This window comes from Parvibaculum sp., assembly GCF_030651915.1.
GTDB lineage: Bacteria > Pseudomonadota > Alphaproteobacteria > Parvibaculales > Parvibaculaceae > Parvibaculum.
Window position 1 is genome coordinate 142607 of sequence record NZ_JAUSBV010000002.1, and the last position, 17886, is coordinate 160492.

The following is a 17886-nucleotide window of genomic DNA, read 5'->3' on the forward strand; positions in this document are numbered from 1 at the left end:
GCTCAGACGCGCATGGCTTCGCCGGCGATATCCAGAGCGGCGTCGAGAGCAAAGCCCGTCAGCAGGGCGCGCAATTCGGCCGGATGAACCGGCTTGCGCAAAAAGGGGATGCCGGCGCGGGCGAGGCGGGCCAGCGTTTCAGGCTCGGAGCGACCCGAGACGATTGCCGCCGGTACATCCCAGCCCTCGGCGGCGCGGATTGCCGCGATGGCGTCGAGACCGTCCGTTTCACCGCCGAGATCGAAATCGCTGACGATCGCGTCGCAGCCGACCGTGCCTGCGGGCAGTGCCCGAAAGGCCGCGACCTCGCAACCCCAGCGGCGCAGCAGTATGGCGCTTGCCGACAGCACTTCGGCGTCGTCGTCGATCAGGCAGACGCGAAGGCCGGTCAGCGGATGCTGGCGGCGGGCGCGGGAGACGGCTTCGGCGACCGGCGCGACCGGGCGCAATCCCGAAATGCGCAATCGTGTGCCGCGGCCGGGAACGGAGGCGGCGGCGACATCGAGGCCCGTCAGCTCGGCAAGGCGACGGACGATGGCAAGGCCGAGGCCGAGGCCCTCGGTGGCGCGAACGGCCGGGCGGTCGGCGCGAAAGAACTCGTCGAAGATGCGCCTGAAATCCTTCTCCGCAATGCCGGGACCGGTGTCGACGACCTCGATCGCGACGCTGCCGCCGGCGCGGCGGGCGCCGATGAGTATGCGGGCCTGCGGCGCATATTTCAGCGCGTTGGACAGAAGGTTCTGCACCATGGCCGAGAGCAGGGCGGGATCGGCCTCGACCCAGAGCGTTGTCGGGACGATGCGAAGGGTGCAGCCGTTCGCCTCGGCGATGTCGGCGTTCTGACGGGCGATGCCCTGCAGCAATTCGCCGAGCGCGAGGGGCTCGGGCTGGGGAACGATGCCGCCGACATCGAGACGCGAAATGTCGAGCAGCGAGCCGAGCAGGCGGCTGACCGAGCGCGCCGCATTGTCGACGCTGCCGACGAGCTTCGCCGCCTCGGCGCCGAGATCGAGATCGCGTAGACAGGCGGCGAAGAGGCCGATGGCGTGGATCGGCTGACGCAGATCGTGGCTTGCATGGGCCAGAAAGCGCGACTTGGAGAGATTGGCCTCGACGGCTTCGGCGCGCGCCTGTTCGAGCTCGGCCGCCATTTGCGTCAACTCGGCCAGACGCGCATCGAGCGAACGAGCGAGCGCAACGTTGGCGCGCATGAAGCGCAGCATGTGGACGGCAAGGATCGAGAGAATGGCGGCGTAGAGAAGCACCATGCCCATGACCACGGCGCCGAGAAACGCCGGTTCGTGAAAGAGATGGGCAAGGCCGAGCAGCGGCACCGAGGTCCAGAGGCTGACGAAGCAGGAGCGCGGCAGCACATGCTGCGAGGAGACGGCGCCGAGCGCCGTGCCACCCAGCGCCAGCGAATAGATCAGCAGGTTTTCGAATTCGCCCGTCGCCGCGCCGAAAGCACCCAGACCCCAGGCGATGCCGACCAGAAAAGTGAGGCTCGTGTGTGCAACACCGAAACGCCGCGCGGCTTCGTCGCCAGCCGGCGGGCGGCGCACATAGAAACGGGCCAGCAGCGAAAGCGAGAGCGACAGCAGAACCATCGCGGCGCACCAGAGCAACGGCCAGCGGTCTTCGGGATGCGCATTGACGAGAACGCCCGCCGTCGCCGCGACGACGCCGACATGGACCAGCCACGCCTGAAAGCCGAGGTCGAAAAGATAGTCGAGCTGCCAGCGTTCGGCGCGGAAATAACCCCGCGCCCGCTCAGGTGCCATCACACACTCCCCTCGGTTCCCGCCCGCACACCCGGCACCCATCACGGCGCGGCGGCGGCGCGTTGTCAAGGCGGGACCGCTGGTACCCGAGCGCGTGGCGGAGACCGGAAAGCCGCGCGGCGGCGAGCCCGCCTTCCCGTCAACGTCGCTCGCCCGGATTTTCCGTGCATGGCGAATGTCCGTTCGCCAATCGTCCGGACACAAATCGACCGGGCGACATGGACGGGGGGTCCAATCGCGACGTCGGCCCAGAACCGATTTTTACCGGGACGTGTTTTCCGGCGGGCGCGGCTGTCGAAACCCGAGTGAGAGATCGAAGGCGGTGTCGACCAGCGCGAACTTGACCGCCTGCACCTGCAGATATTCATGGAGGAAAGCGCGCGACACCCACATCGCCGAGCGGCCGCGCTTTCCCTCCCAGCCGAGACCGCCCGCCGTTTCCGCATCGCGCAGCCGGCGGGTCAGATGCGTCTGCGACAGTTTCAGCGCTCTCGCCATTTCGGCGACCGAGACGTTGCCGGCCGGGATCCGCACCGCATCGGGCGCGACGTCGCCGATGCCGGCCGTCAGCCAGTCCATGACGAAGCCGCGACTGTTGACCCAGATGAATTGCGGATATGTCCGCTCCGGTGCGCGCGTCGGGCCGGAGGCAAAAAGGCCGTCGGCGATCCGCGGCTGGATCGCCTCGAGCGCGGCGGGGAGGCCACGAAAGGTTTGCAGCCGGCGGCCGCCATCGAGCGCATCGAGCGTCGTCAATTGCGTCGCCACCCAGGTGGTCAAGGCGTCGAGCGCGGATGGCGCCGGCTCGATCGGGCGGGTGCGCCCGTCGCCGGCGCCCGGCATGTACTGCACGATGCGGTATTTCAGCATTTCATGGATGAAGGCATGACCGGTGTTGCGGCTGGCGATCTCGTGTTTCGCAATTTCATCGAAGAAGCGCGCCGCTGTCAGGCCGCTGCGCGGGTCGGCCGGGTCGCGCCGGAAATGGAGGGCGAAGGCGGCATGCGCCATCAGGTAGCGCTGGTTGCCGAAAACGGCGGCCGCACGCGGATCGGCTTCGTAGACCGCGAAGAGCGCCCGGGATTGCCGCTGAACGAGGCCGAGCAAGGCGGGGTGAGCGGCAATCCGGTCGACCGAGAGCGCCATCGGCTCAACCCCGGCGGAAGGCCCGGCGGAGATCGGAGAGCCGCGCGGCGCCGGTGATCTGACAGAGGAAGAAATAGACGAGGATGCCGCCCATGATCAGCCCAAGGAGGGTTGCCAGCGCGACGGGCAGCGCGGCGGCGAGCGGGGCTTCGAGCGCGTCGCGGCCGAACCAGAGGGCGGCGCCCATGCCGGCCGCGGCCATGACGATCAGCGGCAGGGCGCGGGCGAGCGCGGCGTCGGCGGCAAACTCGCCGCGCCGCCACAGCCGGAACGAGAGCTGGCCGACATTGGTCCAGGCCGAAAGCACCGTGCCGACGGCGATGCCGACATAGCCGATGAACTGGAAGAGGACGATGCTCGCCGCGATGTTGACGATGATCGAGACGGCGGCGAAACGCAGCGGCGTTTGCGTGTCCTCGCGGGCGAAATAGGCCGGCTGGAAAATCTTGATCAGCACGAAGGCCGGCAGGCCGGCCGCATAGACGATCAAGGCCAATGCTGTCGCCTGCGTGTCGGCAGCGGTGAAGGCGCCGCGTTCGAAGAGCACGCCGATGATGTCGAAAGCCAGCATTCCAATGCCGACGGCGGCCGGCACGGTCAGCAGCATGCCGAATTCGATGGCGCGGTTCTGCGCATTGGCGGCGCCCGCGCCGTCGCCGGCGCGCAAGCGGCGCGAGAGATCGGGCAGCAGCACGATTCCGATGGCGATGCCGATGACGGCGAGCGGCAATTGATAGATGCGGTCGGCATAATAGAGCCAGGAGACGGCGCCGGCCTGCAAGGAGGCGATGATGGTGCCGATGGTGAGATTGACCTGGGTGATGCCGCCGGCGATGACGCCCGGTACGCCGAGACGGAAAAGACGACGCACATCGGGCGTCAGTTTCGGCACACGCAGACGCAAGACGAAGCCGGCGCGCCAGAGCGAGATGGCGAGCCAGGCGAATTGCACCACGCCCGCCGCCGCAACGCCCCAGGAAAGCGCGACGCCCGGATTGTCGGTCAGCGGGATCAGGAAAAGGATCGCGCCGATCAAGGTGACGTTGAGCATGACCGGGGCGGCGGCGCCCGGAAAGAAGCGGCCGAGCGAATTCAGGATCGCCGCCTGCAGCGCCGTCAGCGAGATGAAGAGCAGATAGGGAAAGGCGATGCGGGTGAGCTGGACCGCGAGATCGAACTTTGCCGGGTCCTCGGCAAAGCCCGGCGCGAAAGCCAGCATGATCCAGGGCATGGCGAGTTCGGCGGCGATGGTCAGGATCAGCAGGGCGACCAGCAGCACCGACATCGCGTCCTCGGCGAAACGGCGCGCGGCCGCCCTGCCCTCGCCTTCGAGGCGCTTTGAAAAAAGCGGCACGAAGGCCGCGTTGAAGGCGCCTTCGGCGAAGATCGAACGGAACATGTTGGGGAAGCGGAAGGCGACGAAGAAGGCATCCGCGATCGGGCCGGTGCCCAGCGCCGATGCCATCATCACGTCGCGCAGGAAACCGAGCAGGCGGCTGACCATGGTGGTGGCGCCGATGGTGGCGGCCGAGCGGGCGATATTGGCGGGCTTGGGGTTCATGGACGGCGCGACCTATTCCGCCGCGGCCATTTCGTCGCGTTTGGCGCGCTTGGCGGGGCGGGACTTCCGGACGGGGTCGGCCAGCGCTTCGAGCAGATGACGCTCGACCGCCTTCTTCTTGTTGGCGTTGGTCACCTTGTGGCCGATCACATCCTTCACATAGAAGACGTCGACCGCGCGCTCGCCATAGGTGGCGATATGGGCCGAGCCGATGGTGAGGCCGAGATGAAAGAGAGCGCGGGTCAGGGCGTGGACAAGGCCCGGCCGGTCGAGACCGTTGACCTCGATGACGGTGTAGGCATCGGAGGCGTCGTTGTCGATGAAGACCTGGGGCGCGACCGAAAAGGCTTCGGTGCGGCGTTCGCGGCGCGCGCGCTGTTCGATCGCATCGGGGGGCAGGATTTCGCCCGACAGCACCTTGCGGATCGTTTCCTCGAGGCGCTGCAGGCGGCGCGGCTCGGCGATGGCGCCGCCGGCGGCGTCCTGGACCCAGAGCATGTCGAGGGCCATGCCGTCGCGGGTGGTGAAGATTTTCGCATCGACGATGTTCATGCCGAGCACGGCGCAGGCGCCGGCGAAACGCGCGAAGAGACCCGGATGGTCCTGGGTGTAGAAAGTGAGCTGGGTGACGTCGCGGTCGGGCTCGGGCTCGGCCGCGACGGTGAGCGGGGCCTCCTTGGCGCCTTCGATCAGACGGGCATGGCGTTCCAGCGTTTCGACATCGAGCGAGAGCCAGTAGCCGGCCGTGTGGCGGGTGAAATAGCGCTCGCGGGCCGCTTTCGACCAGTCGGGGAGACGCTGGCCGAGCGCCTCCTTGGCGTCGGCAACGCGCTGCTGACGGTTCAGCGCGCTGTCGCCGCCCTGCAGCACGGCTTCGGTTTCGAAATAGAGCTGGCGCAGCAATTGCGCCTTCCAGCCGTTCCAGACGCCGGGCCCGACCGCCTTGATGTCGACGACCGTCAGCACAAAGAGCATTTTCAGCCGTTCGGGGCTCTGCACCAGACCGGCGAAGTCGCGCACGGTGCGCGGATCGGCGATGTCGCGGCGCTGGGCGACGTCCGACATCACCAGATGGTTTTTCACCAGCCAGGCGACCGATTCCGTTTCGCCGGCGCTCATGCCGAGACGCGGGCAGAGGCGGCGCGCGATCGAGGCGCCGGCATCGGAATGATCCTCGTCGCGACCCTTGGCGATGTCGTGGAGGAAGACCGCCATGTAGACGACGTTGCGGCTCTTGATCTTGCCCATCAGCTCATGGGCCTTGGGATATTCCTCGACCGCCACCCCGCGCTCGACTTCCGAGAGGATGCCGATGGCGCGCAACAGATGTTCGTCGGCCGTGTAGTGGTGATACATGTTGAACTGCATCAGCGCGACGATGCGGCCGAAATCGGGGACGAAGCGGCCGAGCACGCCGGCCTCGTTCATCCAGCGCAGAGTCGTTTCGGGCGTCTTTCGCGAGGCGAGAATTTCGAGGAAGAGGCGGTTGGCCTCCTCGTTTTTGCGCAAGGTCGCATCGACCAGTTTCAGCGAGCGCGTCAACAGCTTCAGGGCGTCGGGATGAATGTCGAGACCGTGCTGGTCGGCGACATGGAAGAGACGGATGATGTTGACCGGGTCCTTGTCGAAGAAGTTTTCCTTCGTCACCGCCAGGCGGCCGCTGTCGACATTGAAACCGCGAATGATTTTCTTGCGGCGCATGGCCTGCATGAAGCGGCCGATCGAGGGCTTCTTCTTCTTTTCCTCTTCCTCGAGCACGGCGCAGAAGATGCGCGTCAGGTCGCCGACATCCTTGGCGACCAGGAAATAATGCTTCATGAAGCGCTCGACCGCCTTCAAGCCGCGATGGCCGTGATAGCCCAGACGTTTGGCCATTTCGGACTGCAGGTCGAAAGTGATGCGCTCCTCGGCGCGGCCGGTCAGGAAATGCAGCTCGCAGCGCACCGCCCAGAGGAAATTCTCGGCCTTGCGGAAGGTCTGGTATTCCTCTTTGGTGAAGACGCCTTCCTTGACGAGATCGGAGGGCTGCTTGACGCGGTAGACATATTTGGCGATCCAGAACAGCGTGTTGAGATCGCGCAAGCCGCCCTTGCCTTCCTTGACATTGGGCTCGACCAGATAGCGGCTTTCGCCCGACCGCGTGTGGCGCTGGTCGCGCTCGCTGAGCTTGGCCTCGACAAACTCGTTGGCCGTGCCCTTGACCACCTCGGCATCGAAACGCTTTTCGAGATCGTCGTAGAGTTCGCGGTCGCCATAGATGAAGCGGGCTTCGAGAAGCGCGGTGCGGATGGTGAAGTCGGCGCGCGCCAGGCGGATGCAATCGGCGATCGAGCGCGTCGCATGGCCGACCTTCAGCCCCAGATCCCAGAGCACATAGAGCATGTATTCGACGACGCTCTCGCCCCAGGGGGTCTGCTTGTAGGGCAGCAGGAAGAGGAGGTCGATGTCGGAGCCCGGCGCCAGCGTGCCGCGGCCATAACCGCCGACGGCGGCAATGGCGATGCGTTCGGCCTTGCTGGGATTGGCGGCGGCGAAGACATGGGTGGTGGCGAAGCGATAGAGCTCCTCGATCACCTTGTCCTGCATGTAGCAGAGACTTTCGGCGCAAACGCGGCCCCGATGCGCGCCCTGCTCCAGACGCTCGCGCGCGCGGGCGCGGCCCGAAGCCAGCACCGCCTTCAGGATGTCGACGACGGCGCGTTTCAGTTCCGTCTCGTCGCTGCCGAAGCGGGCGGCGGCGGCATCGAGATCGGTACGGATGCGCGCCGGATCGGCGATTTCCAGCAGGCTCGGCATTGTGCGGCCCATGGGGGCGGCTCCTCGTTCGGCGGCGCGGCCATTTGGGGCGCGGGTGCGCGCCAGCTTTATCACATCAGCCGCGGCACTTCAGGGCATTTTCGCGGCGCGGCGCGGCGCGCCCCTGCGCCGGATCCTGTTTGCCGGGCTTTCGGACGGTGATTTATTCGCCGTCGCCGGCGAGACCCTTCAGCCGGTAGATCAACTCCAATGCCTGTTTCGGCGACAGGGCATCGGGATCGACCGCCTTCAGGGCTTCCTCGACGGCGCTTGTCTTCACCATGGCACCGGGTCTGGCGGTCGCCGAAAAGAGCGGCAGGTCGTCGATCAGCCTGGCCGTGCGGGCGCCCTCGCCGCTTTTCTCGAGCGCGGCCAGCACCGCTTGCGCGCGGGCGATGACGGGGGCGGGGAGGCCGGCGAGTTTTGCCACCTGGATGCCGTAGGAGCGGTCCGCCGCGCCGGGGCCGACTTCGTGCAGGAAGACGACATCGCCCTGCCATTCGCGCACGCGCATGGTGGCATTGGCCAGATGCGGCAGCTTTTCGGTCAGCGCCGTCAGTTCATGGTAGTGCGTCGCGAAGAGGGCGCGCGAGCGGTTGACCTCGTGCAGATGTTCGACCGCGGCCCAAGCGATCGACAAGCCGTCATAGGTCGCGGTGCCGCGGCCGATCTCATCGAGGATCACCAGCGCGCGCGGGCCCGCCTGATTGAGGATCGCCGCCGTCTCGACCATTTCGACCATGAAGGTCGAGCGGCCGCGGGCCAGATCGTCGGCGGCGCCGACGCGGCTGAACAAGCGGTCGACGACACCGATATGCGCATCATCGGCGGGCACGAAACTTCCCATCTGCGCCAGAATGGCGATCAGCGCGTTCTGGCGCAGGAAGGTCGACTTGCCGGCCATGTTGGGGCCGGTAAGCAACCAAATGTGTTTGTTGTCCTTCTCTCCCGCCGAGAGATCGCAATCGTTCGGGACGAATTGTTCGCCGCTGCGCGCCAGTGCGGCTTCGACGACCGGATGACGGCCGGCGGTGATGGCAAAGGCGAGGCTCGCATCGACGCGAGGGCGCGTGTAGCGGCGTTCGACGGCGAGTTCGGCCAATGCCGCGGCGACATCGAGCGCGGCGAGCGCGGCGGCGGCGCGCGAAAGCGCCGGTGCTTCGGCCATCACGGCGGCAGCAAGCTCGTCGAAAAGACGCAACTCGATTTCGAGTGCGCGGCCCGCTGCTTCGGCGATGCGGGTGGCAAGGCCCGCCAGCTCCGGCGTCGTGAAGCGCATCGCGTTGGCCATCGTCTGGCGGTGGATGTAAGTCTCCGACAGCGGCGGCGCGAGAAGTTTTTCGCCGTGGCGCGGCGACACTTCGATGTAATAGCCGAGGACATTGTTGTGGCGGATCTTCAAGGCGGCGATGCCGGTTTCGCCGGCATATTTCGCCTGCAGACCGGCAATCAACCGCCGCGCATCGTCGCGGAGCGCCCGCGTTTCATCGAGCGCCGCGTCGTGACCCCTGGCAATGAAACCACCATCGCGGGCCATCAGCGGCAGTTCTTCGGCGAGCGCCGCTTCGAGGCGCGCCCGCAGATTTGCGGCGGTGCCGCGCAGGGCATCGGCCGCCGCCGCGATGTCGGCGGGCGGCGGCAGCAGTGCCGGCGGGGCGGCGTCGAGGGCGGATGCGAGCGCATGGGCGGCGGCAAGACCGCCGGCGATCACCGCCAGATCGCGCGGGCCGCCGCGCGCCAGCGACAGGCGCGACAGGGCACGCGCCATGTCGGGCGCCGATTTCAGACCGGCGCGCGCATCGCGGCGGAGGTCGCGGCTGTCGACAAACCATTCGACCGCATCGAGACGGGCGGCGATGGCGGCGGGATCGGTCAAGGGGGCGGCGAGGCGCGCCGCCAGTTCGCGCGCGCCCGCACCGGTGACCGTGCGGTCGATCACCGAAAGCAGCGCGCCCGCATTTTCGCCCTGCAGGGTTTTCACCAGTTCGAGATTGGCGCGGGTTGCCGCGTCGATCGACATCGCATCGGCGATGGCGACGCGTCGCGGCGGCATCAATGCCGGCATGCGGCCGACCTGGGTCAGTTCGACGTAACCGAGCAACGCGCCCATGGCGCCGAGTTCGGCGCGAGCGAAGGCGCCGAAAGCATCGAGCGCGGCGACGCCGAGATGGGCCTTCAGGCGGCGCTCGGCCGCGGCGCTGTCGAAGCGGGCGGGCGGCAGCAGTGTCAGGGCGGCGCCCGACTGTGCGACGGCCGGCTCGCGCTCCATGCCCTCGGCGACCAGCAATTCGCCCGGCGAAAGCCGCGCCAGCTCGGCGGCAAGCGCGGCCGGCTCGAGCGCCATCGCCTCGAAGCGGCCGGTCGAGACATCGACCCAGGCAAGGCCCAGCGCCGTTTCGGCGCCGGTGCGGGCAAGCGCCGCCAGATAATTATGTGTGCGGGCGTCGAGCAGCGTGTCCTCGGTGAGGGTGCCGGGCGTCACCAGCCTGGTGACGGCGCGGGCGACCACCGATTTGGCGCCGCGCTTCTTCGCCTCGGCCGGGTCCTCGACCTGCTCGCAGACCGCGACCTTGAAGCCCTTGCGGATCAGCCGTTCGAGATAGGCCTCGTGGCTGTGAACCGGCACGCCGCACATCGGAATGTCCTCGCCCCGATGACGCCCACGCTTGGTCAGGGCGATATCGAGGGCGGCGGCGGCGGCGACCGCATCGTCGAAGAAGAGCTCGTAGAAATCGCCCATCCGGTAGAAGAGCAGCGCGCCCGGATGGGCGGCCTTGATCTCCAGATATTGCGCCATCATCGGTGTCGCCTCCGGCGAGGGGGGCGTCGCCTCCGGCGAGGGGGGCGTGGCGTCGGGCGGGACCGCAGCGGAAGGCGGGTTTTCCGGCATGACGGGATGGGCGGCGGGCTCTGACATGGAGGGGCAGACTAGCAGAACCGCCGCTGCCGGAAAGAGGGGCCCGACGCCCTGAAAATCGGGCAGAATCAACGGCGGCGGCTTGTTATTGACGGATCGCCAGCCTACAAAGCGGCTTCCGGGGCAGGCCCCGGAGGGGCGGGCTTCCGGCGATGTTCCGGGATGGCGCGCCTCCAGCCGAAAATCCGGATGTTCGATCGCATGAGCAAAAAGCGGCGCCAGCTAACCGACGAGGACGCGCTCCTCTTCCATTCCCAGGGCAAGCCCGGGAAGCTCGAAATCAACGCCACCAAGCCGATGGCGACGCAGCGCGACCTGTCGCTGGCTTACAGCCCCGGCGTCGCCGCGCCGGTGCGCGCCATCGCCGAAAATCCGGACGCGGCCTATGACTATACCTCGAAGGGCAATTTCGTCGCCGTGATCTCGAACGGCACGGCGATCCTCGGCCTCGGCGATCTCGGCGCGCTGGCCTCCAAGCCGGTGATGGAGGGCAAGGCCGTTCTCTTCAAACGCTTTGCCGATGTCGATTCGATCGATCTCGAAGTCGACACCAAGGATGTCGATGCGTTCGTGAACGCCGTGCGCTATCTCGGCCCCTCTTTCGGCGGCATCAACCTCGAAGACATTTGCGCGCCCGACTGCTTCATCATCGAAAGCCGCTTGCGCGAGATGATGGACATTCCGGTGTTCCATGACGACCAGCACGGCACCGCGATCATCACCGCGGCCGCGCTCATCAACGCGCTCTATCTGACCGGGCGCGACATCAAGGACATCAAACTCGTCGTCAACGGCGCGGGCTCGGCCGGCATCGCCTGCCTCGAACTGATCAAGGCGATGGGGCTGCCGCACGACAATGCCATTCTCTGCGATACCAAGGGCGTCATCTACAAGGGCCGCGTCGAGGGCATGAACCAGTGGAAGTCGGCGCATGCGGCGGTGACGGATGCGCGGTCGCTCGAGGAAGCCATGCTCGGCTGCGACGTGTTTCTGGGCCTGTCGGCGAAGGGTGCGATCAACCAGAAGATGGTCGCCTCGATGGCCGCAAAGCCGATCATCTTCGCGATGGCCAATCCCGATCCCGAGATCACGCCGGAAGAAGTGTTGCAGGTGCGCGACGATGCGATCATCGCCACCGGCCGGTCGGACTATCCGAATCAGGTCAACAACGTTCTCGGTTTTCCCTACATCTTCCGCGGCGCGCTCGATGTGCGCGCCAGCGCGATCAACGAGGACATGAAGATTGCCTGCGCGCAGGCGCTGGCCAAGCTCGCGCGCGAGGACGTGCCCGACGAAGTGGCGGCCGCCTATCAGGGCGAGCGTCCGCGCTTCGGCCCGCAATACATCATCCCGGTGCCGTTCGATCCGCGGCTGATCCGCGAAATTCCGCCGGCGGTGGCCAAGGCCGCCATGGATTCGGGCGTCGCGCGGCTGCCGATCGTCGATATGGAAGCCTACCGGAACACGCTTTCGGCGCGGCTCAGCCCGACGGCCGGCACGCTGCAGGTCATCATGGACAAGGTCAGGCGCGATCCGAAGCGCGTCGTCTTTGCCGAGGGCGAGGAAGAGCGCGTGATCCGCGCCGCGCTCGCCTTCCGCGATGGCGGGCTCGGCCAGCCGATCCTGGTCGGCCGCGAGGAACAGATCCGCGCCACCCTCGGCCAGATGGGGCTCGACCCGAAGACCGATCTCGATATCCGCAATGCGCGCACCTCCGAGAAGGTCGACGAATATGCCGACTTTCTCTACAGCAAGCTGCAGCGGCAAGGCTTTCTCTATCGCGACTGCCACCGGCTGACCAGCAACGACCGCAACATCTTTTCGGCGCTGATGCTGGAACGCGGCGATGCCGACGCCATGGTGACCGGCGTCACGCGCACCTATTCGGTGGCGCTCGAAGATGTCAGGCGCGTCATCGACGCGGTGGACGGGCGCAAGCCGATCGGCGTGACACTGGTGGTGGCGGGCGGGCGCACGGTGCTGGTCGCCGACACCAATGTCTATGAAATGCCCACCGCGCAGGAACTGGCCGATATCGCGACGCAGGCCGCCGAAGTGGCGCGGCGTCTCGGCTACGAGCCGCGCGTGGCACTGCTTGCCAATTCGAGCTTCGGCACGCATACGCATGAGCGGCCGGCGACCGTGCGCGACGCGGTGCGCATTCTCGACGCGCGGAACGTCGATTTCGAATATGACGGCGAGATGGCCGCCGATGTGGCGCTCAACCGCGAGACGATGGCGCTTTATCCGTTCTGCCGCCTGAGCGACACGGCCAATGTGCTGATCATGCCGGCGATCCATGCCGCCTCGATCTCGACCAAGCTGCTCAAGGTGCTGGGCGGCTCGACGCTGATCGGACCGCTGCTGGTCGGGCTCGAAAGGCCGGTGCAGATCGTGCCGATGACGGCGAACGTCTCCGATCTCGTCAACATGGCAGCGCTGGCGGCCTACAATCTCGACCGCTAGAGTCTTTCAGTGTTTCCACGAAACACTGAAAGACTCCAAGTTGTTGTTTGGTCGCGCTTCTTTTCGGAAAACCGGGTTCCACTTTTCCGAGAAGCGCTCTAGGTCGCGTCAGGCTCCGCCGCGCGGGGTGCCGTATTTGGCGCCGAACTTTGTCAGATAGCGGTCGGAAATCTGGGCGACGGGAAAGAGGATCAGCACGTCCGTCGTGCCGAACTGCTTGTCGACCACGGCGCCCTCGCCGATATAGCAGCCGGCCCGCAGATAGCCCTTGATCATCGGCGGCAATGCGCGCAGCGCCTCGCGCGGGTCGACATCTTCCCTGGCGATGCGGTTCATTTCCTCATAGCATTCGGGCAGCGCGCGCACACGCCAGTCATCCGGCGCGGCGTGGAAATGATGCAGATAGGAAAGCGGCACGGCGAGCGCCGCCGGGTCGGTGCCCTCGAAGCTCGCACAACCAAACATCACATCGAGATTGTGGGCGGTCACATAGTGCATGATGCCGTGCCAGAGCAGTTCGACGGTCGGCCTGGTGCGGTAGGGCTTCAGCACGCAGGAGCGGCCGAGCTCGAGGAAATTGAGATCGGCATGGCGCGCCAGCAGCGGCGCGATGTCGTATTCGCTGGCGGTGTAGAAGCCGCCATGGCGCTCGGCAACTTCCTGGCGCAACAGACGGTAGCAGCCGACGACCTTCTTCAGGCTCTGGGGGTCTTCGGGTTCGTCCGTCTCGCCGGGGGCCAGCGCGTGATCGAGCACCAGCAGGTGATCGCAAATCTCGTCGAAGCGGTCGAAGTCGCGACCGCGGGCGCGCGTTTCAGCATCGGGGGTCGCCGACATTTCCTCGTAGAAGACGCGATAGCGAATGGCCTGGGCGGCGTCGATCTCGCGCGGCGAACGGGCGAGGCGCACTTCAAGATCACCCCGGCGGCCATAACTCACCGCCGCCTCGAACGGGCGGGCGGCGACCGAAGCAAGCGGCGGGCCGCTTTCGTCCGTCTTTATCGTTGGCATCAGTCCGGACCCCAAACCCAAATCATTTACATCGCCGCGATGCCGCGCATCTGGCGCGGCCACGCCGCCGGTTCAAGCCCCACCCCAGCCGGGCTTCCCGCCGTCACAACATTATCCTTTCACTATAGATCGCGGCTCACAAGGCAAGCCGCAACTGCCGACCGTCCCTTGTCGCCGATTTTTGTGGCACTGGAATGTCAGGGCTAGGCCGTTGTTTTTGTTTCGATTTTCTTTCGATGCGCCATCACCAGCAGGATCAACGCAATGGCGGGCACGCCCATCAGCGCGGTCGAAATGAAGAACGGCACGTAGCCGACCGTGGCCGGTGTCAGGCCCGGCGCTACGCCGACCAGCGCTTCGGCGATGGCGGGGCTATTAGGAGCGGAGACGTCGGGCGGCCTGGCCCGGGCCCCGATTCGGCTCCTGCGACGTTCTGGTTCTGTCCGGGCCGGAGCGGACATGCATCACGTCAAGTCTGTTCGCGAGGCTCTATCGCGTTCGATCGCCCCAACCACCAAAGCAGGACTAGGCCAGGTACCGCCAGAAGCGTACTCACAACAAAGAAGGGTACCCAGCCGATATTCTGAGCGACTTCACCTCCGCTCGCTGAAAGGAAGGTTCGCCCGAATGATGAAAGGGCGGAAAGCAGAGCATACTGGGTCGCTGTGAATGAACGGATGCGGCAAAGGCTGGAAATCCAGCCAACGAATGCAACAGTCCCAATGCCTCCGGTGAAGCTTTCAATAGCAACAGCAACAGCTAGAGCAAAGAGGTCGGGCCCCATGAATGCCAGCCAGCAGAAGACCAAATTGGAGATCATCTGAAGCACGCCGCCGATCCAGAGTCCTCGCGTCTGACCTACGGCGTTTACGAGCCATCCGCCAAAATAACCGCCCGCCAAAGCCGCTACGAGACCTACTGAGGAAGAAATCCCTGCGTATGCTCCTTTTTCAAACCCCAAGTCGATGGCAAAAGGCCCAAGAAGATGTCCTGCATATGCATCGCCGAGCTTGAATAAGATTATGAAAACGAGAATTGCCACCCACTGACGCCGCCGAGTAAATTCAAAGAATGGATCAATGACAGCGTGCCGAAAGCGTTGAGCAACGTTTTCGGGTTCCGGCGTCTCGGAAGCACTTGCTTCAGGCTCTTCAGCAAGAAGGGTCGCAACAAAGCCAACGCCCACGAGCGACGCCATCGCAACATAGCCATAAGTCCAAGCCAGATCCGCATTAACTCCAGTAGCCTGAAGCCACGCAACGAGCCCAACCGTACCGCCGGTCGCCACTAGCATAGCAATGCGGTAAGCGGCGACGAAGTTTGCCATCGCCGCTGCTTGCTCGTCTTCTGCAAGGCTCTCGATACGAAATGCGTCGATTACAATGTCCTGTGTTGCAGAAATGAAAGCGACAGCAACGGCGGCAGCTGCCATTAGAAGCGGCGCCGCCCTCGGGTCTACTAGCCCCATGCAAGAAACCGCCAGCGCCAACGCAAGCTGCGTAACGACAAGCCAAGCCCGGCGTCGACCAAGCAGCGTGGTCAAAACAGGGAGTCGAACGTGGTCTATAAAAGGTGCCCAGAGAAATTTGATTGAATAAGGAAGTCCCACCAACGCAAAGAGGCCGATAGTCGACAGATTGACGCCCTCATCCCGCATCCAGAGCGCGAGCGTCGATCCGGTCAAAGCAAGCGGCAAGCCGGAGGAAAAACCCAATAGGAGAATGATGATCAGTCGGCGTTCGGTATAAACGCCAAGCGCTTTCCACCAGCCCCGGGCGGGCGTCATGGCAGACATCGGAAATCTCCCCTCGCCCTGGATCGGGCTCGCCAGTTTAGAACTCCTGTTTCGACAGAATCAAAACAAGAGCTCCAGGTCTTTGCTTTATCGCGTTTCCGAACCGAAAAAGCGGTGCCCACTTTTTCAGGAAACGCTTTAGGCGTGATTCGCGGTTTCGCCAGCGGGCGTTCCATGCGCCGAACGGCGGCCCGCCCAGGCGGACAGCGCCATGCCGAGCGCATCGGCGGCGACGGGTTTGGAGAGGTAGTCGTCCATCGCGGCGTCGAGACAGACCTGCCGGTCCTCGGCCATCGCATTGGCCGTCAGCGCGATGATGGGCAGGCTGGCCCGGGTGCTTTCGAGGCTGCGAATGCGCGCCGTCGCCTCGAAACCGTCCATGCCCGGCATGTGAAGATCCATCAGCACCAGGTCGATTTCGCCGGCAATATCGGCCTCGACGGCAGCGACGGCTTCGGCGCCGTTACGCGCCAGGCGGACGCTGTGACCGGTGTGTTCGAGGAGCGTGCGTGTCAGCAGCGCGTTGATCTCATTGTCCTCGGCGACCAGGATGCAGAGCGACAGAAGCGGCGCGTCGGCGCGGTGGGGAGCGGGCGCCTCATCCTCCGGGGCGAAGTCGGGCGCATAGGGCGCGCCGATATCGCCGGTCCAGCCGCGCACGCGCAGATCGGTCAGACGGCCGACCAGCGAGGTGGCGCGGACCGGGCGCACCAGATAACCGTCAAAGGGCGCGTCGCCGCCTTGCGTCAAGGCATCGAGGCGGTCGCGGTCTTGCGGGCGGAGCAGCACCAGGGTGCCGATGCCGGGCAAGAGCCGGCGCGCCTCGGCGGCGAGCGCGGCGCCTTCGCCGGCCGCGCCGTCGGCGGGACAGATGAAAGCGTCGGCCGGCGCGGCGGCCAGCGCACGGGCAAGGGCATCTGCATCCGCCACCAGATGGGTTTCGGCGCCAGCGGCGCCGGCGGCCCGCGCCAGCGCGCCCGCCAGCATCGGCCGGTCGTTGAGGATCAGCACGCGGACGCCTTCCAGCGCCGTAAGTGCCGAGGCACCCGGCGCCGGTTCGGCGATCGGGAGCGGCAGGTGGACGCGGAAGACCGAACCCCGCCCGCGCGCGCTTTCGACCTCGATGCGGCCGCCCATGGCCAGCACCAGACGGCGCGTGATGGCGAGACCGAGACCAGTGCCTTCATAATGCCGCGCATGGGTTTGATCGGCTTGTGCGAATTCATCGAAGATGCACTCGAGGTTCGTTTCGTCCATGCCGATGCCGGTGTCCTCGATTTCGAGCAGCAGCTCGGCACGGTCGCCGGTACGGGTATCGGTGCGGGAGAGACGCAGCGCGACACCGCCCGCAACGGTGAACTTGATCGCATTGCCGACGAGGTTGATCAGGATCTGGCGAATGCGCGGCTCGTCGCCGATGAGACGGCGCGGCACCGCGGCGGCGATGTCGGTGACGATTTCGATGCCCTTGTCGAAGGCACGCGGCGCCAGCAGCTCGGCCACGTTTTCGAGCACAAAGCGCGGGTCGAAGGGTGCTTCCTCGAGCCTGACCTTGCCGGCTTCGATTTTCGAGTAATCGAGAATGTCGTTGATGATGGCGAGCAGCGCCTGACCCGAGCTGCGGACGGCCTCGGCATAGGATCGCTGCGCGGGCGCAAGTTTGGTGTCGAGCAGCAACTGCGCCATGCCGATGACGCCGTTCATCGGTGTACGGATTTCATGGCTCATGGTGGCGAGGAAGAGACTTTTGGCGCGGTTGGCTTCTTTCGCCAGCTTCAGCGCCTCGGCCAGCTTTTCCTCGGCCAGCTTGCGGTCGGTGACGTCGCGGCCGACCGACTGGATTTCAATCAGTTTGCCGTCGTCGTCGCGGATGGCGAATTCCTCCCAGGCGATCCAGCGCGGGCCGCGTGTCGTCAAGGCGCGCTCGTCGAAGCGGACGCGATAGGGCGGCGTCGCGAGACCGGCGAAACTTGCCAGCATGCGCGGGTTCTCGCCTTCCGGCAGTTCGGGAATGAAGGTGTGGCCGATCACATCGGCGCGGCGCTTGCCGAAGGTGTCGCAGAAGACATCGTTGACATAGGTCAGGCGGGCCTGCAGGTCGCGGCGGATGATGACGTCGCCCTGTGCGCGCAAAAGATCGCGATAACGCGCCTCGCGCTCGGCAATTTCCCATTTTTCGTCGCGCAAGGTTTCGATGCGGGCCCGCAGCAGCTCGATCTCGCCGAGATGGATGGTTGCGCGCGCCGACGCCCGGCGCCAGGCCTCAACGCCCAGAAACAGGACGGCGGCCAGCCCGAGCAGCAGAAGGGGCGTCTGGTCGAAGGCAAGGACGGGCATACGGGTTCCGCGGCTGCCGGCCTTGCGGCCGGGCATGTCGACAAGACCCGACTGTGCCTCCCCCGCACTTGAGAAA

The 17886-nt window shown here is 65.8% G+C and carries 10 protein-coding genes; 1 reads left to right on the plus strand and 9 read right to left on the minus strand.

Translation table 11 applies throughout. The features are described 5' to 3' along the window. Window positions 1–2 precede the first annotated feature (2 nt). The 5 genes from Q7V31_RS01135 to mutS all read right to left on the minus strand — a co-directional run bounded on the left by Q7V31_RS01135 (window position 3) and on the right by mutS (window position 10174). Window positions 3–1781: an ATP-binding protein gene (locus Q7V31_RS01135; RefSeq protein ID WP_304731902.1), complete on the minus strand. Its 1779-nt coding sequence runs from the start codon at window positions 1779–1781 to the stop codon at window positions 3–5. A 261-nt stretch (window positions 1782–2042) separates the two neighbouring features. Beyond that, on the minus strand, window positions 2043–2927 hold the full coding sequence (locus Q7V31_RS01140; protein WP_304731904.1) for a hypothetical protein: 885 nt from the start codon (window positions 2925–2927) through the stop codon (window positions 2043–2045). 4 nt (window positions 2928–2931) lie between these two features. After that, the gene (murJ, locus tag Q7V31_RS01145) at window positions 2932–4488 is read right to left on the minus strand and encodes a murein biosynthesis integral membrane protein MurJ (RefSeq protein WP_304731905.1); all 1557 of its coding nucleotides are present in this window, start codon (window positions 4486–4488) and stop codon (window positions 2932–2934) included. A 12-nt stretch (window positions 4489–4500) separates the two neighbouring features. Continuing rightward, window positions 4501–7296 (minus strand): [protein-PII] uridylyltransferase, encoded by a 2796-nt coding sequence (locus Q7V31_RS01150; protein ID WP_304731907.1) that lies wholly within the window; start codon window positions 7294–7296, stop codon window positions 4501–4503. A gap of 151 nt (window positions 7297–7447) precedes the next feature. After that, complete coding sequence (gene mutS, locus Q7V31_RS01155; RefSeq protein ID WP_370690624.1) at window positions 7448–10174, minus strand: DNA mismatch repair protein MutS; 2727 nt, start codon at window positions 10172–10174, stop codon at window positions 7448–7450. Window positions 10175–10402: 228 nt separating this feature from the next. Here mutS and Q7V31_RS01160 point away from each other — a divergent pair, with 228 nt between their 5' ends. Further along, complete coding sequence (locus Q7V31_RS01160; protein ID WP_304731909.1) at window positions 10403–12667, plus strand: NADP-dependent malic enzyme; 2265 nt, start codon at window positions 10403–10405, stop codon at window positions 12665–12667. Between the two features lie 108 nt (window positions 12668–12775). Here the strand turns inward: Q7V31_RS01160 and Q7V31_RS01165 are convergent, their stop codons facing one another. The 4 genes from Q7V31_RS01165 to Q7V31_RS01180 form a co-directional block, all read right to left on the minus strand. Next, entirely contained in the window at window positions 12776–13678 is a 903-nt protein-coding gene (locus tag Q7V31_RS01165; protein WP_304731911.1) for a GNAT family N-acetyltransferase, read from the minus strand. A gap of 203 nt (window positions 13679–13881) precedes the next feature. Beyond that, window positions 13882–14139 (minus strand): hypothetical protein, encoded by a 258-nt coding sequence (locus tag Q7V31_RS01170; protein WP_304731913.1) that lies wholly within the window; start codon window positions 14137–14139, stop codon window positions 13882–13884. 8 nt (window positions 14140–14147) lie between these two features. Next, entirely contained in the window at window positions 14148–15473 is a 1326-nt protein-coding gene (locus Q7V31_RS01175) for an MFS transporter (protein ID WP_304731915.1), read from the minus strand. A gap of 138 nt (window positions 15474–15611) precedes the next feature. Then, window positions 15612–17810, minus strand: coding sequence for an ATP-binding protein (locus tag Q7V31_RS01180; RefSeq protein ID WP_304731917.1), 2199 nt, complete (start codon window positions 17808–17810; stop codon window positions 15612–15614). Window positions 17811–17886 lie beyond the last annotated feature (76 nt).

Bases quoted from the DNA above. Each gene is read 5' to 3' on its own strand.
- Q7V31_RS01180 (WP_304731917.1), bottom strand. From the start codon at position 17,810: ATGCCCGTCCTTGCCTTCGACCAGACGCCCCTTCTGCTGCTCGGGCTG.
- Q7V31_RS01150 (WP_304731907.1), bottom strand. From the start codon at position 7,296: ATGGGCCGCACAATGCCGAGCCTGCTGGAAATCGCCGATCCGGCGCGC.
- mutS (WP_370690624.1), bottom strand. From the start codon at position 10,174: ATGCCGGAAAACCCGCCTTCCGCTGCGGTCCCGCCCGACGCCACGCCC.
- murJ (WP_304731905.1), bottom strand. From the start codon at position 4,488: ATGAACCCCAAGCCCGCCAATATCGCCCGCTCGGCCGCCACCATCGGC.
- Q7V31_RS01170 (WP_304731913.1), bottom strand. From the start codon at position 14,139: ATGTCCGCTCCGGCCCGGACAGAACCAGAACGTCGCAGGAGCCGAATC.
- Q7V31_RS01140 (WP_304731904.1), bottom strand. From the start codon at position 2,927: ATGGCGCTCTCGGTCGACCGGATTGCCGCTCACCCCGCCTTGCTCGGC.
- Q7V31_RS01160 (WP_304731909.1), top strand. From the start codon at position 10,403: ATGAGCAAAAAGCGGCGCCAGCTAACCGACGAGGACGCGCTCCTCTTC.
- Q7V31_RS01175 (WP_304731915.1), bottom strand. From the start codon at position 15,473: ATGTCTGCCATGACGCCCGCCCGGGGCTGGTGGAAAGCGCTTGGCGTT.
- Q7V31_RS01135 (WP_304731902.1), bottom strand. From the start codon at position 1,781: ATGGCACCTGAGCGGGCGCGGGGTTATTTCCGCGCCGAACGCTGGCAG.
- Q7V31_RS01165 (WP_304731911.1), bottom strand. From the start codon at position 13,678: ATGCCAACGATAAAGACGGACGAAAGCGGCCCGCCGCTTGCTTCGGTC.